The 24201-nt window shown below is 60.4% G+C and carries 18 protein-coding genes; 15 read left to right on the forward strand and 3 right to left on the reverse strand.

What is annotated here, in order from left to right; all coding sequences use genetic code 11:
- Positions 1-86: 86 nt before the first annotated feature.
- From AC07UI_RS00625 to AC07UI_RS00635, 3 genes are all read left to right on the forward strand, one after another.
- Positions 87-563, forward strand: a complete 477-nt coding sequence (locus tag AC07UI_RS00625; RefSeq protein WP_494990636.1) for a thioesterase family protein — start codon at positions 87-89, stop codon at positions 561-563.
- A gap of 24 nt (positions 564-587) precedes the next feature.
- Positions 588-1751, forward strand: coding sequence for a gamma-butyrobetaine dioxygenase (locus tag AC07UI_RS00630; protein WP_494990637.1), 1164 nt, complete (start codon positions 588-590; stop codon positions 1749-1751).
- Positions 1752-2135: 384 nt separating this feature from the next.
- Positions 2136-2399 carry a hypothetical protein gene (locus AC07UI_RS00635; RefSeq protein ID WP_347902423.1) on the forward strand — a complete coding sequence of 88 codons (264 nt, stop codon included), beginning with the start codon at positions 2136-2138 and terminating at the stop codon, positions 2397-2399.
- 127 nt (positions 2400-2526) lie between these two features.
- Here AC07UI_RS00635 and gbdR read toward each other — a convergent pair whose 3' ends face one another.
- Entirely contained in the window at positions 2527-3630 is a 1104-nt protein-coding gene (gene gbdR / locus AC07UI_RS00640) for a choline metabolism transcriptional regulator GbdR (protein ID WP_494990638.1), read from the reverse strand.
- A gap of 435 nt (positions 3631-4065) precedes the next feature.
- On the reverse strand, positions 4066-5442 hold the full coding sequence (locus AC07UI_RS00645) for an L-serine ammonia-lyase (RefSeq protein WP_494990639.1): 1377 nt from the start codon (positions 5440-5442) through the stop codon (positions 4066-4068).
- A gap of 445 nt (positions 5443-5887) precedes the next feature.
- On the opposite strand from AC07UI_RS00645, the gene AC07UI_RS00650 reads away from it, so the two are divergent.
- The 3 genes from AC07UI_RS00650 (at position 5888) to choV (ending at position 8922) form a co-directional block, all read left to right on the forward strand.
- Positions 5888-6835: a choline ABC transporter substrate-binding protein gene (locus AC07UI_RS00650; RefSeq protein WP_494990640.1), complete on the forward strand. Its 948-nt coding sequence runs from the start codon at positions 5888-5890 to the stop codon at positions 6833-6835.
- Positions 6836-6901: 66 nt separating this feature from the next.
- Positions 6902-7747, forward strand: coding sequence for a choline ABC transporter permease subunit (gene choW / locus AC07UI_RS00655; protein ID WP_494990641.1), 846 nt, complete (start codon positions 6902-6904; stop codon positions 7745-7747).
- Positions 7744-8922 carry a choline ABC transporter ATP-binding protein gene (choV, locus tag AC07UI_RS00660; protein ID WP_494990642.1) on the forward strand — a complete coding sequence of 393 codons (1179 nt, stop codon included), beginning with the start codon at positions 7744-7746 and terminating at the stop codon, positions 8920-8922. Before choW ends, choV begins: the two co-directional genes overlap by 4 nt.
- 225 nt (positions 8923-9147) lie before the next feature.
- Here the strand turns inward: choV and AC07UI_RS00665 are convergent, their stop codons facing one another.
- Positions 9148-11106, reverse strand: a complete 1959-nt coding sequence (locus AC07UI_RS00665; RefSeq protein WP_494991170.1) for a BCCT family transporter — start codon at positions 11104-11106, stop codon at positions 9148-9150.
- A 470-nt stretch (positions 11107-11576) separates the two neighbouring features.
- On the opposite strand from AC07UI_RS00665, the gene betI reads away from it, so the two are divergent.
- From betI to AC07UI_RS00710, 9 genes are all read left to right on the forward strand, one after another.
- Positions 11577-12170: a transcriptional regulator BetI gene (gene betI / locus AC07UI_RS00670; RefSeq protein ID WP_494990643.1), complete on the forward strand. Its 594-nt coding sequence runs from the start codon at positions 11577-11579 to the stop codon at positions 12168-12170.
- A gap of 107 nt (positions 12171-12277) precedes the next feature.
- Complete coding sequence (betB, locus tag AC07UI_RS00675) at positions 12278-13750, forward strand: betaine-aldehyde dehydrogenase (RefSeq protein ID WP_494990644.1); 1473 nt, start codon at positions 12278-12280, stop codon at positions 13748-13750.
- Positions 13751-13903: 153 nt separating this feature from the next.
- Positions 13904-15604: a choline dehydrogenase gene (gene betA, locus AC07UI_RS00680; RefSeq protein WP_494990645.1), complete on the forward strand. Its 1701-nt coding sequence runs from the start codon at positions 13904-13906 to the stop codon at positions 15602-15604.
- Positions 15605-15913: 309 nt separating this feature from the next.
- On the forward strand, positions 15914-16609 hold the full coding sequence (locus AC07UI_RS00685; RefSeq protein WP_029297314.1) for an RraA family protein: 696 nt from the start codon (positions 15914-15916) through the stop codon (positions 16607-16609).
- 142 nt (positions 16610-16751) lie between these two features.
- Positions 16752-18194, forward strand: a complete 1443-nt coding sequence (locus AC07UI_RS00690; protein ID WP_494990646.1) for a TldD/PmbA family protein — start codon at positions 16752-16754, stop codon at positions 18192-18194.
- Entirely contained in the window at positions 18194-19531 is a 1338-nt protein-coding gene (locus tag AC07UI_RS00695) for a TldD/PmbA family protein (RefSeq protein WP_494990647.1), read from the forward strand. The genes AC07UI_RS00690 and AC07UI_RS00695 overlap by 1 nt, the downstream gene beginning before the upstream one ends.
- A gap of 176 nt (positions 19532-19707) precedes the next feature.
- On the forward strand, positions 19708-21135 hold the full coding sequence (gene mdtD / locus AC07UI_RS00700) for a multidrug transporter subunit MdtD (protein ID WP_494990648.1): 1428 nt from the start codon (positions 19708-19710) through the stop codon (positions 21133-21135).
- A 154-nt stretch (positions 21136-21289) separates the two neighbouring features.
- Positions 21290-22627: an ATP-dependent RNA helicase DbpA gene (gene dbpA / locus AC07UI_RS00705; protein WP_494991171.1), complete on the forward strand. Its 1338-nt coding sequence runs from the start codon at positions 21290-21292 to the stop codon at positions 22625-22627.
- A gap of 134 nt (positions 22628-22761) precedes the next feature.
- Positions 22762-23940, forward strand: coding sequence for a BaiN/RdsA family NAD(P)/FAD-dependent oxidoreductase (locus AC07UI_RS00710; RefSeq protein ID WP_494990649.1), 1179 nt, complete (start codon positions 22762-22764; stop codon positions 23938-23940).
- Positions 23941-24201: the final 261 nt, after the last annotated feature.

Consider the following 24201-nt stretch of genomic DNA (forward strand, 5'->3'; position numbering starts at 1 on the left):
CGCTCCGCGTCCCAAAGACGTGACGCAGAGCGTCACAGGAGGCGTTCCCACGCAGAGCGTGGGAACGATCATGTCTGGAGATAAACATGCCTGCCCTCACCACCTACAACACCAAAATCATCCCCGACTGGGTCGACTACAACGGCCATCTACGCGATGCGTTTTATCTATTGATCTTCAGCTACGCCACCGACGCGCTGATGGATCAACTGGGCATGGACAGCAACAACCGCGAAGCCAGCGGCAACTCGCTATTCACCCTCGAACTGCACCTCAACTACCTGCACGAGGTGAAACTCGGTGCCGAGGTTGAGGTACACACCCAGATCATCGGCCACGACCGCAAACGCCTGCATCTCTATCACAGCCTGCACCTGGTCGGCGAAGAGCAAGAACTGGCGGGCAATGAGCAAATGTTGCTTCATGTCGACCTTGCCGGCCCACGTTCCGCCCCCTTCAGCGAACCGGTTCTGAACAAACTGCTGGCCATCACCACCCTGCAGTCCGACCTGCCAGCACCGGCCTACATTGGCCGGGTGATCGGCCTGCCTCCGGAAAAATAACAAACCAAAAACAAGGAGATCGCCATGAACACCGCCGCCGCTTTTGCCGACTTCCGCAGCTATCCGTTGATCAGCGCTTTGACCGCCGTACAAGCCCGGACGGACGGTGTTCAAGTGCAATGGGCCGATGGCCGATTGAGCCCGTTTCACCATCAGTGGTTGCGGGACAACTGCCCCTGCCCGGCCTGCGTCTATACCGTGACTCGCGAACAGGTACTGGAAATCGTCGACGTCGCCGAAGACCTGGCACCTTCCTTGACCCATATCGATGCCGACGGATGCCTGTGCATCGATTGGCAGGACGGTCACAGCAGCCGCTTCGATCCCGGCTGGTTGCGGGCTCATGCTTATGACGACGAATCCCGGGCAGAACGTCGTGCCAGCAAACCGAAAAGCCAGCTGTGGCACAGCGACCTGAAACTGCCGGTGTTCGAGTATCAAGCAGTGATGGACGATCCCAAGGCGCTGCTGCAATGGCTCTTGGCGCTGCGCGATATCGGCCTCACTCAAATCCGTGGCCTACCCACCGAACCGGGCTCGCTGACGCAGATCGCCAAGCGGATTTCCTTTATCCGCGAGAGCAACTTCGGCGTGCTGTTCAACGTGCAATCCAAGGCTGACGCCGACAGCAACGCTTACACAGCGTTCAACCTGCCGCTGCACAGCGACCTGCCGACCCGCGAGCTGCAACCGGGGCTGCAATTCCTGCATTGCCTGGTCAATGAAGCGGACGGCGGCGAGAGTATTTTTGTCGACGGTTTTGCCATTGCCGAAGCCTTGCGCCAGGAAGATCCGGAAGCCTTTCGCAGCCTGTGCGACATCCCTGTGGAGTTTCGCAACAAGGACCGCCACAGCGACTACCGCTGCCTGGCGCCGATCATCGCCCTTGACGCACTGGGGCAAGTGTCGGAAATCCGCATGGCGAACTTCCTGCGGGGGCCGTTCGATGCATCAGTCGAGCAGATGCCCAAGCTGTATCAGGCCTATCGACGCTTTATCGCCATGACCCGCGAAGCCCGTTTCAGGCTTATCACCCGGCTCAATCCCGGTGAGATGTGGTGCTTCGACAACCGCCGCACGCTCCACGCCCGCAACGCCTTCGACCCCACCAGCGGCGCCCGGCATTTCCAGGGCTGCTACATCGATCGCGATGAATTGCTGTCGCGGATATTGGTGTTGCAGCGCTAGAGGAGATCGTTCCCACGCTCCCGCGTGGGGATGCATCCCGTGACGCTCTGCGTCACAGCCGGAGCGGACGCAGAGCGTCCATGGCGGCGTTCCCACGCAGAGCGTGGGAACGATCTCCTCTCTCCAATCCCCAGACAAAAAAAGCCCCGATCAAGCCGTGACAAGATCGAGGCAGAGGTTGTTTCTGAGGAGCTTTGCGCAGAGGGTGACCAAACCGTCGACACGTCAGCTGAGGCTCAGTGTGCCCAGTCATCGTCCCTGCAAGTTAGCCGAAAACGACCTGTTCATAGGTATCGCGGCCATTGCGACAATTCCTCCTTGCCCCCACCCATCGCCCCTACCAGAATCGAGCCACGACAATGTTCCCTGAAGAAGGATAGCGTCATGATGCACGCCGATTTGATAGACCAGGAAGACCTGTTGGGCCAGCTCAAGGCTCTTGGGTTTGAAGTCCCGAGTGGCGCCACTGCAGAGCAGGCCTGTGAATGCGCGGTGCGCGGCTTGAACGATGTACGAGCCATGACCCTGAGAACCATGGTCAAGCAGATGTACACCAGCAGCGCGACGATTCTGCCCGCTGTGCGCCAGGCGATAGACAAGCAACTGCTGCCGGCATTGGCGCAATATCAGCAAAGCCGTAGCGCCTGACAGGAAGCCTTTGATCGTTCCCACGCTCTGCGTGGGAACGCAGCCCAGGACGCTCCGCGTCCCTGCCGAAGCGGACGCAGAGCGTCCATTGAGGCATTCCCACGCAGAGCGTGGGAACGATCAGCTGTTAGAGCCTTACGCTAGCAAACGTCGACTCGTTACGCGCCTGGCTCAACGCCGACAACGGTCCGGACAACGGGGCCAATACCAGCGCCTGCGGAATCGGCATCATCGCCACTTGTTGTGCAGTGTTGGAACCGACGCGTTCATCGCGTGGCGGAATGCCGAAGTATTCGCGGTAGCACTTGGAGAAGTGTGGTGTGGAGACGAAACCACAGACCGACGCCACTTCGATGATCGACATCGGCGTTTGCTTGAGCAACTGCCGGGCACGGATCAGGCGCAATTTCAGGTAGTAGCGCGATGGCGAACAGTGCAGGTATTTCTGGAACAGACGCTCCAGCTGACGCCGCGAGACGGTGACATACACCGCCAGCTCGTCGAGGTCGATCGGCTCTTCCAGGTTGGCTTCCATCAGCGCGACGATTTCCTGCAACTTCGGCTGGTTGGTGCCGAGCATGTGCTTGAGCGGCACGCGCTGGTGATCCTGTTCGTTACGAATGCGTTCGTAGACAAACATCTCGGAGATCGCTGCCGACAGTTCACGGCCGTGATCACGGCTGATCAGGTGCAGCATCATGTCCAGCGGCGCGGTGCCGCCGGAGCTGGTGAAACGGTTGCGGTCGAGGGTGAACAAACGAGTGCTCATCGCGACACGCGGGAAAGCTTCCTGCATCGACGCCAGGCATTCCCAGTGCACGCTGCAATCAAAGCCGTCCAGCAGACCGGCGCAGGCCAGGGCCCAGCTGCCGGTGCAGACCGCTCCGAGGCGACGGGACTGACGTGCCTGGCTTTGCAGCCACGACACGTGCTCACGGGTCACGGTGCGTTGAATGCCGACACCGCCGCAGACGATGACGGTGTCCAGGGCGGGCGCTTTGTGCATGGAGGCGTCGGGGGTGATTTGCAGACCATCGCTGGCCCAGACCTGGCCGCCGTCGACGGTGAGGGTCGTCCAGCGATACAGCTCGCGACCGGACAATTGGTTGGCCATGCGCAGGGGTTCTACTGCGGAGGCCAAAGAAATAAGCGTGAAATTGTCCAGCAGCAAAAAGCCGATGGATTGAGGCGCACGGTTCTGGGGTTGAGCTCCAGAGTTGAACGACGTCATCGCGGTATCTCCTCACACAAAGCGGGTGATGGCCTCAGGCGGAGGCTCTTGTTATGGCCATCGTTCTCTCGCGGAGACGGGCTTTGTTATGACAGAGCAATTGCCATGCCTAAAGTTGAATGCGCATTCAATAACTCCTGAAAACGACGTCGCGATGCGTCTATATAGCCCCCGCGCGGAGTGAGGGTTATAAGCGAGGAAGAGGTGTGTAGGCGCTTTGCCCCGGGGGCTGTGAGCAAATCGGTAGCACTTGTGGGAAAAGCACTGAGAACCCTTGGGAAAGAGTGTCACCTCAAGCACGGGTGACCAACGGTCAGGGTCGAAATCGAGCCCTGACCTGAGGGTGTTTCTCTTAACTGTAAGCGACGCGCCAAAAAGCAGCGCTTATTCGAATCAGTGTTCACTTACCGCGCAGTTTTGACTGGTGTACTGCGCTCAACATTCCACCGCACTCACCGCCAGCCCACCGCGCGAGGTCTCTTTGTATTTGTCGTGCATGTCGGCACCGGTGTCGCGCATGGTGCGGATGACCCGGTCCAGGGAGATAAAGTGCTGGCCATCCCCACGCAGGGCCATCTGTGCGGCGTTGATGGCCTTTACTGCGGCAATCGCATTACGCTCGATACACGGCACTTGCACCAGGCCGCCCACCGGATCGCAGGTCAGACCCAGGTTATGTTCCAGGCCGATTTCCGCCGCGTTGCACAGTTGCTCCGGTGTCGCGCCGAGAATTTCCGCCAACCCGGCCGCGGCCATGGCGCATGCCGAACCGACCTCACCCTGACAGCCGACTTCGGCACCGGAAATCGACGCGTTCTTTTTACACAGAATCCCGATCGCTGCCGCACTCAGGAAATAGTCGACGACATTGGCATCGGTCACCGCTTCGCTGAATTTCATGAAGTAGTGCAGCACCGCCGGGATGATCCCTGCCGCACCGTTGGTCGGTGCCGTGACCATGCGCCCGCCGGCAGCGTTCTCTTCGTTGACCGCCAGGGCGAACAGGTTGACCCACTCCATGGCGCTCAACGTCGAGCCGATCACGTTGGGTTTGTTCAGCTCTTGCAGGCTGCGGTGCAGCTTGGCGGCGCGGCGTCGCACATTAAGACCACCGGGCAGGACGCCTTCGTGCTTGAGCCCTTGCTCGACACAGTCCTGCATCGCGCGCCAGAGCTTCATCAAACCACTGCGAATTTCTTCTTCCGGGCGCCAGACCTTCTCGTTAGCCATCATCAGTTCGGCGACACGCAGGTTGTGTTTCTTGCAGAGGCTGAGCAGTTCGACCGCTCTGGAGAAATCGTAAGGCAGCACAGTCCGATCAAGGTCTACCACACCGCTGCTGGCTTGCGCCTCGTCGACGACAAAACCGCCACCAATGGAGTAATAGGTGTCGCGATGCAGCTCGCCTGCCTCGCCTTCGACGACCAGGGTCATGGCGTTGGGGTGGAACGGCAGGTTCTCATCGATCAAGCGCATGTCCCGCGCCCATATAAAGGGGATCGGCAAGCGACCGTCGAGCAGCAGCGTGCCGGTTTCGCGCAGGGTGTTAATACGCACGCCGATCTGCGATGGATCAATGGCGTCCGGCCACTCACTCATCAGCCCCATGATCACCGCGTTGTCGCTGCCGTGACCGATACCGGTGGCGGACAGCGAGCCGTACAACTGCACTTCGACCCGCCGCACCTGATCAAGCAGACCTTGCTCGCGAAGCGTCTGGACGAATAGCGCCGCTGCGCGCATCGGTCCGACGGTATGAGAACTCGAGGGCCCGATACCAATCTTGAACAGGTCAAACACACTGATAGCCATTACCGCGAACCTCCTGATGAGCATACTCCAGGCGCCAAAGCACCCGGTGACGGAGCTGCTACGCTCAAATCGCAATCCGCCTGGATCGCCGCATCATCCGGCTTTTGCAGTCAGGCACGACGTCTCACACCGACTCGCTCATGTCCATCAACGTCGCAATCGGCCAACAGCAAGTTCTGGCCGTTTTTCGCGGTGCAGATGGACAAAAAGTGCGGTTGCAGGGCTGAAAAAATCTGTAAACGACGTTACCGACACTGGATGCGACCCTCCCTGTACTGGATACGACGCACCCTGTAGGCGTCAGATTTTCACTGGTACATGATCAGTCTCGACTCGATTGCAAGATGCTGTGGTAGAGCTGCTCCCCACACGTCTCCAACCGCAACACATAAGCGCGGTCATCCAGTCGGTAAACCGCCAAAAAAAAACATCCAGGAGTCCACCCATGAAAGGTTCCCCGTCGTTGTTGTTGGCCGCCATGCTGAGTCTGCCTGTTCTGGCTCAAGCCGCAGAACCGGCACAGTGCAGCACCGTAAACTTCTCCGATGTCGGCTGGACCGACATCACCGCCACTACTGCGACCACCAGCGTCGTCCTCGATGCCTTGGGTTACAAGACCAAGACCACCATGATTTCCGTGCCGGTGACCTACAAGTCCCTGGCCGACGGCAAGAACATGGACGTATTCCTCGGCAACTGGATGCCGACCATGGAAAACGACATCAAGGCCTACCGCGATGCCGGTACCGTGGAAACCGTGCGTACGAACCTCAAAGGTGCCAAGTACACCCTGGCGGTTCCACAGGCTTTGTATGACAAGGGTCTGAAAGATTTCAAAGACATTGCCAAGTTCAAAAAAGAACTGGACGGCAAGATCTACGGCATCGAACCGGGTAATGACGGCAACCGCCTGATCCAGAGTATGATCGACAAGAACGCCTTCGGCCTGAAAGACGCTGGCTTCAAAGTGGTCGAGTCCAGCGAAGCCGGCATGCTCTCGCAAGTCGAGCGCGCCCAGAAGCGCGATACCGCCGTGGTGTTCCTGGGCTGGGCACCGCACCCGATGAACAAGCGCTTCAAGATTGAGTACCTCACCGGTGGCGATGATTACTTCGGGCCGGATTTTGGCGCAGCCACTGTCCTGACCAACACCCGCAAGGGCTACACCCAGGAATGCAGCAACGTTGGTCAGTTGCTGAAGAATCTGGAGTTCACCGTCGACATGGAAAGCTCTCTGATGGGCAACATCCTGGACGACAAGATGAAGCCTGACGCGGCCGCCAAGGCCTGGCTGAAAAAGAATCCACAGGTGCTCGATACCTGGCTCGCTGGCGTGACCACCATTGACGGTAAACCAGGCCTGGAGGCCGTTAAAGCCAAACTCGCGAAGTAATCGTTGACGCCGGGCGGGCTAGCCCGCCCGGGCTGTTTTTTTCCTTGCATGCGGACGTTCACTACCATGCTGACTGATCACAAAATCCCCCTAGGCCAGTACATCGCTGCCTTCGTTGAATGGTTGACGCAACACGGCGCCAGCACTTTCGATGCGATCGCCACGACACTGGAAACGATGATCCATGGCGTGACATTTGCGCTGACCTGGTTCAATCCGCTGGCATTGATCGGCCTGATCGCGCTACTGGCTCATTTCATTCAACGCAAATGGGGCCTGACGGCCTTTGTCGTACTGTCTTTCCTGCTGATCCTGAACCTGGGTTACTGGCAGGAAACCATGGAAACCCTCGCCCAGGTGCTGTTCGCTACACTGGTCTGCGTGGTCATTGGCGTGCCGCTGGGCATCGTCGCGGCGCACAAGCCGATGTTCTATACTTTAATGCGTCCGGTACTCGATCTGATGCAGACCGTACCGACGTTCGTTTACCTCATTCCTACCCTGACCCTGTTCGGTCTGGGTGTGGTGCCCGGTCTGATTTCCACGGTGGTGTTCGCGATTGCCGCGCCCATCCGTCTGACCTACCTGGGTATCCGTGATGTACCGCAAGAGTTGATGGACGCCGGCAAAGCCTTTGGCTGCTCGCGCCGTCAGTTGCTCTCGCGCATCGAACTGCCCCACGCCATGCCGAGCATCGCTGCCGGCATCACCCAGTGCATCATGCTCTCACTGTCGATGGTGGTGATCGCGGCGCTGGTGGGTGCTGATGGCTTGGGTAAACCCGTGGTCAACGCACTGAACACTGCTGATATCGCACTGGGCTTCGAAGCAGGCCTGGCGATCGTATTGCTGGCGATCATGCTCGACCGTATCTGCAAACAACCCGACGCTAAAGTAGGGGGTGACGCATGAGCATAATCCGCTTCGACAAGGTAGATGTTGTCTTCTCCAAAGACCCGCGTGAGGCCCTGAAATTGCTGGACAAGGGCCTGACGCGTGATCAGATCCTGAAACAGACCGGTCAGATCGTCGGTGTCGAAAAAGCCAGTCTGGACATCGAAAAAGGCGAAATCTGCGTGCTGATGGGCCTCTCCGGCTCTGGCAAGTCGAGTCTGTTGCGGTGTATCAACGGCTTGAACACCGTCAGCCGCGGGCAGTTGTTCGTCGAGCACGAAGGCAGGCAAATCGACATCGCCTCCTGCACCCCGGCCGAACTGAAGATGATGCGCACCAAGCGCATTGCCATGGTGTTCCAGAAGTTCGCCCTGATGCCTTGGCTGACCGTACGCGAGAACATCAGCTTCGGCCTCGAGATGCAGGGTCGTCCGGAAAAGGAACGGAACAAACTGGTCGACGAAAAAATCGAGCTGGTGGGCCTGACCCAATGGCGCAACAAGAAGCCCGATGAACTCTCCGGCGGCATGCAACAACGTGTGGGCCTGGCCCGCGCCCTGGCGATGGACGCCGACATTCTCCTGATGGACGAACCCTTCTCGGCCCTCGATCCGCTGATCCGCCAAGGCCTGCAAGACGAACTGCTGGAGCTGCAACGCAAGCTGCACAAGACCATCGTGTTCGTGAGCCACGACCTTGATGAAGCCCTGAAGCTGGGCAGTCGTATCGCGATCATGAAAGACGGTCGGATCGTCCAGTACAGCAAACCGGAAGAAATCGTGCTGAACCCGGCCGATGACTATGTTCGCACGTTCGTTGCCCATACCAACCCGCTGAATGTCCTGTGCGGTCGCAGCCTGATGCGCACGCTGGACAACTGCAAACGCATCAACGGTTCCGTATGCCTGGACCCAGGCGGTGACTCCTGGCTCGATCTGGCCGAAGGCAACACCATCAAGGGCGCACGCCAGAACGGCGCCAGCCTTGATCTGCAGAACTGGATACCTGGCCAGGCGGTGGAAGGACTGGGGCGTCGACCAACCCTGGTGGACTTCAACATCGGTATGCGCGACGCGCTGCAGATCCGCTACCAGACCGGCAACAAGCTTGTTCTGCATGACAACCACAAGGTGGTCGGAATACTCGGCGACAGCGAGCTCTACCATGCGTTGCTAGGGAAGAATCTGGGTTAAGACAGCACACATAAAAACGCCGCGATCCTCGCGGCGTTTTTGTGTGTGCGATCAGTGGACGCAGAGCGTGCTGGATCGTTCCCACGCTCCGCGTGGGAATGCATCCGGTGACGCTCCGCGTCAGACTCAACAACGGACGCAGAGCGTCCAGGGCGGCATTCCCACGCAGAGCGAGGGAACGATCACCAAGCACAAAAAAGGAGCTCTATCCGAGCCCCTTATGCTTTAGCTATACACCCGGCCCAAGAGCTGCCGATGGCTTTCAAACTGATCGAGCACGTCACGGGTAATCTGCTCTGGAGTGAACCCCATCAAGTCATATTCCTGACTGCCGCTGTGCAGGTAAACCTCGGCACGGTAGTAACGACTGCGCACTTCAGGCTCCACGCCCGCCCCTTCAAGCTGAACCGATTCGCTCGGCGCCGCGAGGTAACCCTCCAGGCTGACCTCGTAAACGAACGGATTGCCCTCATTCATTTCCACCCGCAGGCCAATATTGCTGCGGGATTTGCCCAGGTTGCTCTGCACCGTCAGGCCCAGGTTACGCAGTTGCGCGGCGGCATCTTGCAGCGCCGCACTGACGTGCTTGTCCATGTAGCGTTGCACGATGGCCTGAGTCGGTTGCAGATCCAGCGCACTCAAACGTTCGCTGAAACCACGACGACCGCGAGCGGCCAATTCGGCTTGCTCCTGCTCGATCTGCACGTCCTGGCGCATGGCCTTGTGCAAACCGAACATGAAGAACACCAACACCACCGAGAACGGCAGACCGGCCAGCACCACCATGGTTTGCATGGCTTCGAAGTTACCGGCGAACAACAGACCGATGGTCACCAGCGTGATCACCACCGACCAGAAGATCCGCAACCAGTGCGGCGCGTCTTCATCGACATTGCCGCCCTTGCAGGACAGGTTGGCCATCATCACCGCGCCAGAGTCGGCCGGGGTCAGGAACAACACGAAACCGACAAAGATCGACACGCCGATCACGATTTTCGACGCTGGGTAGTGCTCAAGCAGCTGGTAGATCGCCATGGACGGCTGCTCGAGCGCCGTCTTCCCAAGCTCCACCGCTCCCTGGTTCATCACCAGATCCAAAGCCGAGTTACCGAAGATCGACAGCCAGGCCAGGGTGAAACCCAGCGGAATCAGCAGCACGCCAGCCACCAGTTCACGCACGGTACGACCGCGGGAAATACGCGCGATGAACATGCCTACGAATGGGGCCCAGGAAATCCACCAGGCCCAGTAGAACAGAGTCCACAGGCCCAACCAGCGCTCGGATTTGGCGTTGTCGGCTTCGTACACATAAAGGTCGAAGGTTTTCAGCACCACGCCGTTAAGGTAGTCGCCGATGTTCTGCACAAAACCGTTAAGCAGATGCAGGGTCGGGCCGAACAGCAGCACGAAAATCAGCAGACCGCTGAACAGCACGATGTTCAGGTTGGACAGACGACGGATGCCGTTTTCCACGCCAGACACGGCAGCGATGGTCGCCACAGTGCTCATCACGATGATTACGATCAACAGGTTGGTGTTGTTGTGCTCCATGCCGAAGAGGTTCTCAAGCCCCGACGACACTTGCAGCGAGCCAATCCCCAGGTTGGTCACCAGACCCAGCAGGGTCACGAACATGCCAAAGCCGTCGACCGCATGACCGGCCGCGCCTTTGACCCAACGCTCGCCCACTAGCGGATACAGCGCCGAACGCAGCGCCAGCGGCTGGTTATGACGGTAAGCAAAGTACGCCACGGCCAAGCCGACCAACGCGTAGATCGCCCAGCCATGCAGGCCCCAATGCAGGAACGTCAGCTGCACTGCCTGACGCGCCGCCAGGTTGCTGCCGGCCACGCCTTCCGGCGGGTTGAAGTAGTGATCCAGAGGCTCGGAAGCACCAAAGTAGAGCAGCGAGATGCCGATGCCGGACGAGAACAGCATCCCGGCCCAGGCGCCATAGCTGAAGTCCGGGGTGTCGTCCTTGCTGCCCAGTTTGAGCTTGCCATAGGACGAAAACGCCAGACCGACGACGAATACCAGGTAGGCGGCGATCACCACCATGTAGTACCAGCCGAAGCTGCGCGACAACCAGGCCTGGGCTATCCCCAGCACTCTCCCGGCTTCTTGCGGCGCGGCGATGAGGATGGCGGTCAGCAGCAGGATCAATGCGGTCGAGGTGTAGAACACCCAACCGTTGACCGTCACCTTTTCGGGCGAGGTCTTTATAAGAGAGGCAGAACTCATTGCACAGATGCTCCAGGCAGTGCGAGAGAAGGACACAAGGCAAAGCGTTACCCGACCAATCGGTTAGTTGGCAGCCGATCAGCGGGTGATATAAAGACACCCCGAAAAAAGCCCGAACCCACAGGAACGGCGCGGAAAACCGGCGAGGGGTTTGCGCGAAAGAATGCTTGGCCATATGACCTCAAGCACTCGACACGTCCTTCCTCGGCGGTTAACGCCATGTCTTGAGTGGGTTTCGAGCTTTTTTGGATGCCGTTTTTCCGCCATCTACACGTAGGAAAAACCTGCAGACAGCGACGATTTGTCGCAGATCTTATTCTTTGTTGATTGAACGTTCAATCAAAACAAAATAGACTGGCCTCCACGCCAGTAGTCACTAGTCGACTGCTGGCAGGCCTAAGGAGATGTGCAAGATGCCCAAGGTCGGTATGCAACCCATACGCCGCCAGCAGTTGATCGAAGCCACCTTGCTGGCAGTCGATCAGGTCGGAATGGGGGACGCCAGCATTGCGCTGATCGCCCGTTTGGCCGGTGTCTCGAATGGCATCATCAGTCACTATTTTCAGGACAAGAATGGCCTGATCGCCGCCACGATGCGGTATCTGATGAGCGTCCTGAGCGAGAACGTCACCGCGCGCCGCCAGGCGCTGGAAGATAGCTGCCCACGGGCTCATCTCCAGGTGATTATCGAAGGCAACTTCGACGCCAGCCAGGTCAATGGCCCGGCAATGAAAACCTGGCTGGCCTTCTGGGCCACCAGCATGCACCACCCGTCATTGCACAGGTTGCAGCGGATCAACGATCACCGACTGTATTCCAACCTGTGTTGCCAGTTCCGCCGAGTGCTGCCGATTGACGCAGCACGCAGCGCAGCACGCGGTCTGGCAGCCCTGATTGACGGTTTGTGGTTGCGCGGCGCGCTGTCGGGAGATGCTTTCGACACCGTGCAGGCGCAACGGATTGCTTACGAATACATGGATTTCCAACTGGCTAAGCAGGAGCGCTAGAGCACACATAACCGCTCGGCCCCTGAACGGCCACTGACCAGCGATGCCCAGGCTTTACGGCACGCCCAGTGGTTAACGCCAACCACTTATGCACTTGCGAGGACACTATGGCCCGTTTCGAACTGCAAAAACTTTACATCGACGGCGGTTACTCCGACGCCAGCGGCGACGCCACCTTCGAAGCCATCAACCCGGCTAACGGTGAAGTTCTCGCACAAGTGCAACGTGCGACCTTCGCTGACGTCGAGCGCGCCGTTGTTGCCGCCGAAAAGGGCCAGAAAGTCTGGGCCGCGATGACCGCCATGCAGCGTTCGCGCATCCTGCGTCGTGCCGTTGAAATCCTCCGCGAGCGCAACGACGAACTGGCCGTTCTGGAAACCCTGGACACCGGCAAGTCGTACTCGGAAACCCGTTACGTCGACATCGTTACCGGCGCTGACGTGCTCGAGTACTACGCCGGTCTGGTCCCGGCCATCGAAGGCGAGCAGATTCCGCTGCGCACCACCTCTTTCGTCTACACCCGTCGCGAGCCGCTGGGCGTCGTCGCGGGTATCGGCGCGTGGAACTATCCGATCCAGATCGCTCTGTGGAAATCCGCTCCGGCCCTGGCGGCCGGTAACGCGATGATCTTCAAGCCAAGCGAAGTCACCTCCCTGACTACCCTGAAGCTGGCTGAGATCTACACCGAAGCCGGCCTGCCGGATGGCGTGTTCAACGTTCTGACCGGCAGCGGCCGTGAAGTCGGCACCTGGCTGACCGAGCACCCACGCATTGAAAAAATCTCTTTCACCGGCGGCACCGACACCGGCAAGAAGGTCATGGCCAGCGCTTCCAGCTCCTCGCTCAAAGACGTGACCATGGAGCTGGGCGGCAAATCCCCGCTGATCATTTTCGACGACGCCGATCTTGATCGCGCTGCCGACACCGCGATGATGGCCAACTTCTACAGCTCCGGTCAGGTCTGCACCAACGGCACTCGCGTGTTCGTTCCGAGCCACCTGAAAGCCGCTTTCGAAGCCAAAATCGTTGAGCGCGTTGCGCGCATTCGCGTTGGCAACCCGCAAGACGAAAACACCAACTTCGGCCCACTGGTCAGCTTCGCCCACATGGAAAGCGTGCTCGGCTACATCGCCAAAGGTAAAGAAGAAGGCGCCCGCGTTCTGTGCGGCGGCGAACGTCTGACCGACGGCGAATTCGCCAAAGGCGCGTTCGTGGCACCGACCGTGTTCACCGACTGCACCGACGAGATGACCATCGTCCGCGAAGAAATCTTCGGCCCGGTGATGAGCATCCTCACCTACGAAACCGAAGAAGAAGTGATCCGCCGCGCCAACGACACCGAGTTCGGCCTGGCTGCCGGTGTGGTCACCAAAGATCTGAACCGCGCTCACCGCGTGATTCATCAACTGGAAGCCGGTATCTGCTGGATCAACGCCTGGGGCGAATCGGCAGCGGAAATGCCGGTAGGCGGCTTCAAGCAATCGGGCGTGGGCCGCGAAAACGGCATCAGCTCGCTGAACAACTTCACACGCATCAAATCGGTACAGGTCGAGCTGGGCGAATACAACTCGGTGTTCTAAGACTCGAGTCTTTCACCGCTCGCGAGGCCGCCTCGCGAGCAAGCTCGCTCCTACAGGTTTTGCGCGGGCCCTGTAGGAGCGAGCTTGCTCGCGATCGAGTGCGCAGCACTCGCAACGGCCCCACCTGACCCAACATCAAAGAGGGTGCATTCAATGTCCCAAGAATTCGACTACATCATCATTGGTGCCGGCTCTGCCGGTAACACCCTGGCGACCCGTCTGACTGAAGACGAAGGCGTCACCGTGCTGCTGCTCGAAGCAGGCGGCCCGGACTACCGTTACGACTTCCGCACGCAAATGCCTGCGGCCCTGGCGTTTCCGCTGCAAGGCCGTCGCTACAACTGGGCCTACGAAACCGACCCAGAGCCACACATGGATGGCCGTCGGATGGAGTGCGGTCGCGGCAAGGGCCTGGGCGGTTCTTCGCTGATCAACGGCATGTGCTACATCCGCGGTAACGCCATGGACTACGACGGCTGGGCGAAAAACCCTGGCCTGGAAGACTGGACCTACCTGGACTGCCTGCCATACTTCCGCAAAGCGGAAACCCGCGACATCGGCCCGAACGACTACCACGGTGGCGAAGGCCCGGTCAGCGTGACCACGCCCAAAGCCGGCAACAACCCGCTGTTCCACGCGATGGTTGAAGCAGGCGTGCAGGCCGGTTACCCGCGTACCGAAGATCTGAACGGCTACCAGCAGGAAGGTTTCGGTCCAATGGACCGTACCGTGACGCCTAAAGGCCGTCGCTCCAGCACCGCTCGCGGCTACCTGGACATCGCCAAAAAGCGTTCGACCCTGCACATCGTCACCCACGCTCTGACCGACAAGATTCTGTTCGAGGGCAAACGTGCCGTTGGCGTACGTTACCTGGTGGGCAGCGCCGAAGAGCGCGTTGAAGCCCGTGCACGCAAGGAAGTACTGCTGTGCAGCGGCGCGATCGCTTCGCCACAGATCCTGCAACGCTCCGGCGTCGGCCCGGCCCAATTGCTGAAAAGCCTGGACATCCCGGTCGTTCACGATCTGCCAGGTGTTGGCGAGAACCTGCAAGACCACCTGGAGCTTTACCTGCAGTACGCTTGCACCCAGCCGGTCTCGCTGTACCCCTCGCTGCTGCTGCACAACCAGCCGGCCATCGGTGCCGAATGGTTGTTCAACGGCACCGGTATTGGCGCCAGCAACCAGTTCGAAGCCGGTGGTTTTATCCGTACTCGCCCGGACTTCGAATGGCCGAACATTCAGTACCACTTCCTGCCGGTTGCGATTAACTACAACGGCAGCAACGGTGTGAAAGAGCACGGCTTCCAGGCGCACATGGGCTCCATGCGTTCGCCAAGCCGCGGCCGCATCCAGGTCAAATCCAAGGATCCGCGCCAGTACCCGAGCATCCTGTTCAACTACATGGCCACCGAGCAAGACTGGCAGGAATTTCGCGACGGCATCCGCCTGACCCGTGAAATCATGCAGCAGCCGGCACTCGACGCCTTCCGTGGTCGCGAACTGAGCCCGGGCATCGAGGTGCAAACCGACGAGCAACTGGACAAGTTCATCCGTGAACACGCCGAAACCGCGTTCCACCCGTCCTGCTCGTGCAAAATGGGCACCGACGAGATGGCCGTGGTCGATGGCCAGGGTCGCGTCCACGGGATGCAAGGCCTGCGCGTGATCGACGCCTCGATCATGCCGCTGATCACCACCGGTAACCTGAACGCGCCAACGATCATGATCGCCGAGAAAATCGCCGACAAGATCCGTGGTCGCAAGCCACTGCCTCGCAGCAAGGCCAAGTACTATGTGGCGGGCAACGCCCCGGTACGTGGCAAGCCACTGCGTGAAGTGAGCCGTACCGCGTAATAACCGGCATGGCGCCAATCGCAACGGTTGGCGCCTAATCCCGTAGCAGTTGCCGAAGGCTACGTTCGGCTGCGTAGCAGTCGCAACCCGGTAAACTCGGTTCCATCCAGAAGCGGGGACTCAGGTTTTACGACTGCTGCGCAGCCGAACGCAGGCTTCGCCAGCTGCTACAGGGTTTGCGTAAACCCGCCCACACCGTTTCACCCTTGATCCCACCCCCCGCGCAGGCCTAATCTAGTCATCGCGCAAACGTTTCACCTCCCTCGCCCCCATCGAAAGCCGCCACCTGGCTGGCCACGAGGCATACTCATGTTTGATGTCGTTTCTTCGAGCAAATGGCCCACCGGCTTCCTGATCAATCCAAACGTTGAACCCCTCGATCCAAAATGGCTGAAGGAATTCAGCAAGATCCCCGCCGCTGCCGTCAGCGATTGCCTGGGCCGCAATGTCGGTGGCCTGGGTCTCAAAGCCTTCCACGGTAACGCTCCGATGCTCGGCAGCGCGCTGACCGTGCGCGTGCGCCCCGGCGACAACCTGATGATTCTCAAAGCCATGCAGATGGCCCGCCCCGGCGACGTGCTGGTGATCGACGGCAGCGCCGACCTGACTCGCGCAGTGTTCGGCGGCATCATGCGCGCCATGGCGCTGAAAGCCGGGATCGTCGGCGTGGTGATCAACGGTGCTCTGCGCGACCTCGACGAATGGCAAACCGGTGAACTACCGGCCTACGCCATCGGCGGCGTACACCGTGGCCCGAGCACCGATGGCGGCGGTGAAATCAACGTGCCGATTTCCTGTGCCGGGATGCTCGTCGCACCAGGCGATCTGATGATCGGCGACGGTGACGGTGTGGTGGCCGCATCGCGCAGCGAACTGCCGGAACTGTTGGTGCGTTGCCACGACCTGCTGGCCCGCGAAAAAGCGACACTGGCAGCAATTGAAGCCGGTACCTTGGACCCGGATCGCTTCGACGCGATCCTGCGCGCCAAGGGTTGCCCGGTCTAACGCTAAAAGCATCGCGGGCAAGCCTCGCTCCTACGGTTTTGTGGTTGATCACACATCCATGATTCAATCTTGGCCTTGTAGGAGCGAGGCTTGCCCGCGATGAGGCCCTCAAGGTCGCCGCTACTCACAAGGAGGTTCTCCAATGTTCGATTTCCACCCCCAGCTCAAACAGCGCTTCGCTGCGTTGCGCACGGGCGCTGAATTCTTTTCGCTGCGCTACGTGCGTGAGTCGGGCCAGTACCTGTCGGTGCGCAAGAACGTTGCAGAGCCCCCACACCTTGGCCGCGACGATGGCGCGATGCTGACCGCACGGGTCAACGGCGTTGAAGCCTATGCCGCGACCAACGATCTTTCCCAATCCGGCCTGCAAGCCGCCCTCGAACGGGCCGAGCAGCAAGCCCGGTTGATCGCCGCCCACGCCCTGCTCGACCTGCGCCAACAGCCGGTTTCCAGCGAGCGCGGCGATTACTTGTCACCGAACTTCGAACACCCCTTCCCATCCCTGAGTGACTGCTACCAATTGCTCGGTGACGAATCCGCCGCCGTGCCAAAAGACGAGCGGTTGGTGAACTGGGAAGTGAGCATCGGCATCACCAATGTCGAGCAGATCTACCTCAACAGTGCGGGTGCCGAATTGCGCCAGGCGCAGCGTTTCGTCTACCCGAGCCTGGAGGTTACCGCCTACGACGGCAGCGACAGCCAGACCCGCAGCCTGGGCCGCGAGAACTTCGGCCAGCAGGGCGGCGCCGACGTGATCAGCCGCTGCGGGCTGGTGGGCGCCGGCCCAACAGTGGCCGACCAGGCCCTGCAACTGCTGCTGGCGCCGAACACCCCGCAAGGCCCGCGCGACCTGTTGTTGATGCCGGACCAGATGATGCTGCAGATCCACGAGTCCATCGGTCACCCGCTGGAACTGGATCGCATCCTCGGCGACGAGCGCAATTACGCCGGCACCAGTTTCGTCAAAGCCAGCGACTTCGGCAGCCTGCAATACGGCTCCAAATTGCTCAACGTGACCTTCGACCCGGACATTCCCGAACAGCTCGCCAGCTACGGCCATGACGACGACGGTACGGCCGCCAGCAAACAATTCCTGATCCGTGACGGGTTGCTGCTGCGTCCGCTGGGCGGCGCGCTGTCGCAATACCGCTCCGGCCTCGACGGCGTCGCCAACAGCCGCGCCTGTAGCTGGAACCGTCCGCCGATCGATCGCATGGCCAACTTGAATATCGAGCCGGGCGATCAGCCTCTTGAGCAACTGATCGGCGGCATCGAGCACGGCGTGCTGATGTCGACCAACCGCTCCTGGTCGATCGACGATGCGCGCAACAAATTCCAGTTCGGCTGCGAATGGGGCCAGTTGATCGAAAACGGCGAACTCAAGGGCGTCGTGAAGAACCCCAACTACCGTGCCATTTCCGCGCAGTTCTGGCGCAACCTCAGCGCCGTCGGTGACGCCGGCACCTTCAAGGTCCTCGGCACGCCGAACTGCGGCAAAGGCGAGCCGAATCAGGTGATCCGCGTCGGCCATGCATCGCCCGCCTGCGTATTCAGCAACGTTGATGTGTTTGGAGGGGATGCCTGATGAGTACTGCCATGAGTCAGGAGCAACAATTCCAGGCACTGGTCGGTTGGTTGCAGGGCAACCTGCGCGAGCCAGAGCAATTCACCCTGAGCTACGACGCCGAATCCTCGGAGTTCATTCGTTTCAACCATGCCAAGGTGCGTCAGGCCGGGCATGTGCAGCAGGCCAGCCTGAGCTTCAAGCTGATTGACGATGGTCGTCATGCAAACCTCGGCATCACCCTCGCCGGCGACCCGCAAGTCGACCGTCAGCGCCTGGCCGAAGGCCTGCAACAGCTGCGCGAAACCTTGCCGCTGTTGCCGCAGGACCCGTATCTGCTGCTCAACTACAACGGCTGGCAGAGCCAGAATGTGCAGGACCACCCACTACCGGACACCGCCCAGGTCGTTGAAGCCATCAGCCGTGCCGCGGACGGGCTCGACCTGGTCGGTTTCTATGCTGCCGGTCCTGTCAGCCGTGGCTTCGCCAGCTCGGCCGGAGCCTTCGGCTGGCATCAGGCCAACAGTTTCAACTTCGACTTCAGCCTGTTTCACGCCAACGGCCAAGCGGTGAAAGCCAGCTACGCCGGGCATGACTGGAGCAGCGAGGGTTTCGCCAAGCGCTTCCAGCAGGCCCGCGAGCAGTTGCAATACCTGAGCCGCCCCCTGCGCACGTTGGCGCCGGGACAGTACCGTGCTTACCTCGCGCCGGCTGCCCTTGAGGAAATTCTGGGCATGCTCTGCTGGGGCGGCTTTTCGGCCCGCTCGATCGCCAGCAAGAGCAGTCCGCTGCAACGACTGTACGGCGGCGATTGCGCGTTCAGCCCGCTGGTGTCTCTGGATGAGAAAGTGACAGGCTCGCTGAGCCCGGCGTTTTCCGGCGAGGGTTATCCGCGTAGCGATCTGACGCTGATCAATGCCGGCCAGGCTGATGCGCAACTGGTCAACTCGCGCAGTGCCGCCGAATACGGCCTCACCGCCAACGGCGCCGCTAGCGGCGAAGCGCCGAGTGCATTGAACATGGCGGCGGGTTCGCTGGCGCAGGAGGACATTCTCAAGCAACTGGGAACGGGCCTGTACATCAGCAACCTCTGGTACCTGAACTACTCGGACCTGCCGGCAGCACGCCTGACCGGCATGACTCGCTTCGCCACCTTCTGGGTGGAAAACGGCGAGATACAGGCACCAGTCAGCACCATGCGTTTCGACGACAGTGCCTACAGCTTGCTCGGCTCGCAACTGGAAGCACTGACCCGCGAGCGGGAACTGATTTTGTCGGCCAGTACCTACAGCCAGCGCCAAACCGCCTCGGCGCTGCTGCCGGGAGCGCTGGTCAGCCGACTCACGTTGACCCTGTAGTGACGATCGCCCCCACGCTCTGCGTGGGAATGTATGACGATCGCTCCCACGCTCTGCGTGGGAGTGTATCCATGGACGCTCTGCGTCCGCTCTTGAACTGTGACGCGGAGCGTCACGGGCTGCATTCCCACGCAGAGCGTGGGAACGATCACTGACTCACACTCACAAGAGGTCCCATGCCCAACCGCCCGACGCTTGATGCAACAACCGCCCGCTGGGTGCCGTGGGTAGTGGCCATCGCGTTTTTCATGCAGTCCCTCGACGGAACAATCCTCAACACAGCATTGCCCGCCATGGCCCGGGATCTGGCGGAGGACCCGCTGCGCATGCAAGGCGTGGTCATCGCCTACATGCTCACCGTGGCCCTGCTGATTCCCGCCTCGGGCTGGATCGCCGACCGCTTCGGCACCAAAAAGATTTTCTTCGGCGCGATATTTCTGTTCAGCATCGGCTCGCTGCTCTGCGCGTTATCCCACTCGCTGAACATTCTGATCGGCGCCCGGGTCGTGCAGGGGCTGGGCGGCGCACTGATGTTGCCGGTAGGCAGGCTGGTGGTGCTGCGGGCTTACCCACGCTCTGATCTGGTGCGGATTATGGGTTTCATCACCATTCCCGGCCTGCTCGGCCCGCTGCTCGGCCCGACCATGGGCGGCTGGATGGTGCAGTACCTGACCTGGCACTGGATTTTCCTGATCAATCTGCCGGTCGGCCTGATCGGCTGCTACGCCGTCTGGCGCTTCATTCCCGACCTGCGCGGCAGCGAGCGCACGCGCTTCGACGGCCTCGGTTTCCTGTTCTTCGGCGCGGCGATGGTACTGATCACCATCGCCATGGAGGGTCTCGGCGAACTGCACCTGCCGCACTTGCGGGTGATGTTGCTGCTGTTCGGCGGCATGGCCTGCCTCGCGGCGTATTGGCTGCGGGCCGGGCACATCGACAACCCCTTGTTTGCACCGTCGCTATTCAAGACCCGGACCTTTGCCGTGGGCATCCTCGGTAACCTGTTCGCCCGTCTGGGCAGCGGCGCCCTGCCGTTTCTGGTGCCGTTGCTGCTGCAAATCGCCCTCGGTTATTCGCCGTCCCAGGCCGGGATGAGCATGCTGCCGCTGGCCGCGGCGGCGATGATCGCCAAATCCATCGCCCGGCCGCTGATCGAACGCCTGGGTTATCGGATCGTGCTCACCGGCAACACCCTGGCGCTGGGTTTACTGCTGGCGAGCATGGGGCTGGTCAGCGAACAAACGCCTTACGGGTTGTTGCTGTTTCAATTAGCGCTGCTCGGCGCAGTCAACTCGTTGCAGTTCACCGCGATGAACACCGTCACCCTGATCGACCTCGATGACGCCAGCGCCAGCAGCGGCAACAGCCTGCTGTCGGTGGTCGCGCAGCTGTCCCTGAGCCTGGGCGTGGCCTGTGCCGGTGCCCTGCTCGGCGGCTTTACCGCTGAGGTGGGCAACGACGGTGTGAACAGCGTTTTGGGCGCCTTCCAGTTGACCTTCGTGACCGTCGGCATCATGGCAATGCTGGCTGCGGCGATCTTTTTGCAGCTGTCACCAAAAGACGGCCGGCGTATTCGCCGTCCGCAAGAGCACATCGAGCCATAGTTTCTGACAAAAGGTGCCCGCACCTGGCTACTTTTCGTCCATAACTTGCAGGGAAAATGCTTGGGACTGGTACACTGCGCGACATTTTGTTTTGCAGGCCAGTCCCGTGACCACCATCGCCACCGCTTTTAATACTTTGCCGCTGTCCGCCGCCATGCTGGCTAACCTCGACTCCCTCGGTTATGCCCAGATGACGCCGATCCAGGCGCAAAGCTTGCCGGTGATCCTCAAGGGGATGGACCTGATCGCCCAAGCCAAGACCGGTAGCGGCAAAACCGCCGCCTTCGGTATCGGCCTGTTGAACCCGATCAATCCGCGCTTCTTTGGCTGCCAGGCACTGGTCATCTGCCCGACCCGTGAGCTGGCCGACCAGGTCGCCAAGGAAATCCGTCGCCTGGCCCGCGCCGAAGACAACATCAAGGTCCTGACCCTGTGCGGCGGCGTGTCCTTCGGCCCGCAGATCGGTTCGCTGGAACACGGCGCGCACATCATCGTCGGCACCCCGGGCCGGATTCAGCAGCATCTGCGCAAGGGTTCGCTGGTGCTCCATGGCCTGAACACCCTGATCCTCGACGAAGCCGACCGCATGCTCGACATGGGTTTCTACGATTCCATCGAAGAAATCATCGCCCAGTCCCCGGAGCGTCGCCAGACCCTGCTGTTCTCCGCCACCTACCCGGTGGGCATCAAGCAGCTGGCGTCGAAGTTCATGCGCAACCCGCAGCAAGTGAAGGCCGAGGCGTTCCACGACGACACGCAGATCGAACAGCGTTTCTTCGAGATTTCGCCGGAAGAGCGCATGGACGCAGTGGTCAAAGTCCTCGCGCATTTCCGTCCGCAGTCCACTGTGGCGTTCTGCTTCACCAAGCAGCAGGTGCAGGAAACCGTTGATCACCTGACCGCCAAAGGCATTTCCGCCGTCGGCCTGCATGGCGACCTGGAACAGCGCGATCGTGACCAGGTGCTGGCGATGTTCGCCAACCGCAGTACTTCGGTACTGGTCGCCACCGACGTCGCCGCTCGCGGTCTGGACATCGATGCGCTGGACATGGTGGTCAACGTCGAACTGGCCCGTGACTCGGAAATCCACATCCACCGCGTCGGCCGTACCGGTCGTGCCGGTGAGAAAGGCATTGCGATCAGTCTGGTCGCGCCGTCCGAAGCCCATCGCGCCCAGGCCATCGAGCAGCTGCAGAAATCGCCACTGAGCTGGGATCAACTGGACAACCTGAAATCCCAGGGCGGCGCCCCGCTGCTGCCGGCCATGAGTACCCTGTGCATCGGCGCCGGCCGTAAAGACAAGGTTCGCCCGGGCGATATCCTCGGCGCCCTGACCGGCGATGCCGGCATCCCGGGTGCCCAGGTCGGCAAAATCGCGATCTTCGACTTCCAGGCCTACGTGGCCGTGGAGCGCACAATCGCCAAGCAGGCTGTGCAGCGCTTGAGCGAAGGCAAAATCAAAGGCCGGTCGCTGCGCGTGCGGATTTTGTAAGAACATGATCGTTCCCACGCTCTGCGTGGGAATGCATCCCGTGACGCTCCGCGTCACAAAAGCGGACGCGGAGCGTCCAAGGCGGCGTTCCCACGCAGAGCGTGGGAACGATCGAACATGTTGAGGGTTTCGTTTTGCGCTCTACCGAAGTCGTGATCATTGGCGCTGGCGCCGCAGGTTTGATGTGTGCACTGACCGCCGCCGGGCGTGGGCGCAAGGTGACGTTGATCGACCATGCAAACAAGGCCGGCAAGAAAATCCTGATGTCCGGTGGTGGGCGCTGCAATTTCACCAACATGTACACCGAACCGAACAATTTTCTCTCGCAGAACGCGCACTTTTGCAAATCCGCCCTCGCCCGCTACACCCAATGGGATTTCATCGGGTTGGTGGCCAAGCACGGCGTGCCGTACCACGAGAAGAAGCTCGGCCAGTTGTTCTGCGATAACAAATCCAGCGACATCCTCGCCATGCTGCTCGAGGAGTGCGAACAGGTCGGCGTCAGCCTGCACCTGGACACTTCGATCCAGCAGATCGAAAAATTCGAAAGCGGCTACCTGCTGGAAACCACCCTGGGGCAGTTGACCTGCGAATCCCTGGTGATCGCCACCGGCGGCCTGTCGATTCCAACCCTCGGGGCTACCGGTTTTGGCTACCAAGTGGCCAGGCAATTTGGCCATGAGCTGCTGCCGACTCGCGCAGGGCTGGTGCCGTTCACCATCACCGATCAGCTCAAAGAGTTGTGCGGCGAGCTGTCGGGTACCTCGGTGGATTGCCTGGTGAGCTGCAACGATCAGAGTTTCCGCGAGAACATCCTGTTCACCCACCGCGGCCTGAGTGGCCCGGCAATTTTGCAGATTTCCTCGTACTGGCAATCGGGCGACACCGTGGAGATCAACCTGCTACCCGATTACGACGTGCCGGGCTGGCTGCAACAGCAACAAGCCGAACGCCCCAACAGCGAGTTGAAAACCCTGCTTGGCGAGATCTTTACCAAGAAGATGGCCAACCTGCTGGCCGAACAATGGTTCGCCTCCAAGCCAATGAAGCAGTACACCCACGCTGAGTTGGCCGATATCGCCGAAAAGCTGGCGTGCTGGAAGCTGGTGCCGGCCGGCACCGAAGGTTATCGCACCGCGGAAGTAACGTTGGGCGGCGTGGACACTCGCGAAGTGTCATCCAAAACCATGGAATCGCTGAAAAGCCCAGGGCTGTATTTCATCGGCGAAGTACTGGACGTCACCGGGCACCTCGGCGGTTTCAACTTCCAGTGGGCCTGGGCCTCCGGCTACGCCGCCGCGCAGTACGTTTAATCAACACAGACCTCCTGCGTAGCAGCTGGCGCAGCCTGCGTCCGGCTGCGCGGCAGTCGTAAAACCAGACGGTGCGGTGTGCCAGGCAAATCGCGGCGCCTGACTTGCCAGGACTGCGTCCTGGAACGCAGCCTGCGGCAGCTGCTACATGGTGTTATCCAACAGTTGCTCCCACGGAACAGATTTTGCTGTCAGATGTGATCGACGCCATTGCGTCGACGTCATTACTGGCTCAATTTAGCTGCATTGCCCCGGAAGGCC

This window comes from Pseudomonas sp. GW821-FHT04C07, assembly GCF_059420325.1.

Bases quoted from the DNA above. Each gene is read 5' to 3' on its own strand.
- dbpA (WP_494991171.1), top strand. From the start codon at position 21,290: ATGCTGGCTAACCTCGACTCCCTCGGTTATGCCCAGATGACGCCGATC.
- mdtD (WP_494990648.1), top strand. From the start codon at position 19,708: ATGCCCAACCGCCCGACGCTTGATGCAACAACCGCCCGCTGGGTGCCG.
- AC07UI_RS00645 (WP_494990639.1), bottom strand. From the start codon at position 5,442: ATGGCTATCAGTGTGTTTGACCTGTTCAAGATTGGTATCGGGCCCTCG.
- AC07UI_RS00625 (WP_494990636.1), top strand. From the start codon at position 87: ATGCCTGCCCTCACCACCTACAACACCAAAATCATCCCCGACTGGGTC.
- AC07UI_RS00635 (WP_347902423.1), top strand. From the start codon at position 2,136: ATGATGCACGCCGATTTGATAGACCAGGAAGACCTGTTGGGCCAGCTC.
- AC07UI_RS00650 (WP_494990640.1), top strand. From the start codon at position 5,888: ATGAAAGGTTCCCCGTCGTTGTTGTTGGCCGCCATGCTGAGTCTGCCT.
- betI (WP_494990643.1), top strand. From the start codon at position 11,577: ATGCCCAAGGTCGGTATGCAACCCATACGCCGCCAGCAGTTGATCGAA.
- AC07UI_RS00695 (WP_494990647.1), top strand. From the start codon at position 18,194: ATGAGTACTGCCATGAGTCAGGAGCAACAATTCCAGGCACTGGTCGGT.
- AC07UI_RS00630 (WP_494990637.1), top strand. From the start codon at position 588: ATGAACACCGCCGCCGCTTTTGCCGACTTCCGCAGCTATCCGTTGATC.
- choV (WP_494990642.1), top strand. From the start codon at position 7,744: ATGAGCATAATCCGCTTCGACAAGGTAGATGTTGTCTTCTCCAAAGAC.
- choW (WP_494990641.1), top strand. From the start codon at position 6,902: ATGCTGACTGATCACAAAATCCCCCTAGGCCAGTACATCGCTGCCTTC.
- betA (WP_494990645.1), top strand. From the start codon at position 13,904: ATGTCCCAAGAATTCGACTACATCATCATTGGTGCCGGCTCTGCCGGT.
- AC07UI_RS00685 (WP_029297314.1), top strand. From the start codon at position 15,914: ATGTTTGATGTCGTTTCTTCGAGCAAATGGCCCACCGGCTTCCTGATC.
- AC07UI_RS00690 (WP_494990646.1), top strand. From the start codon at position 16,752: ATGTTCGATTTCCACCCCCAGCTCAAACAGCGCTTCGCTGCGTTGCGC.
- betB (WP_494990644.1), top strand. From the start codon at position 12,278: ATGGCCCGTTTCGAACTGCAAAAACTTTACATCGACGGCGGTTACTCC.
- gbdR (WP_494990638.1), bottom strand. From the start codon at position 3,630: ATGACGTCGTTCAACTCTGGAGCTCAACCCCAGAACCGTGCGCCTCAA.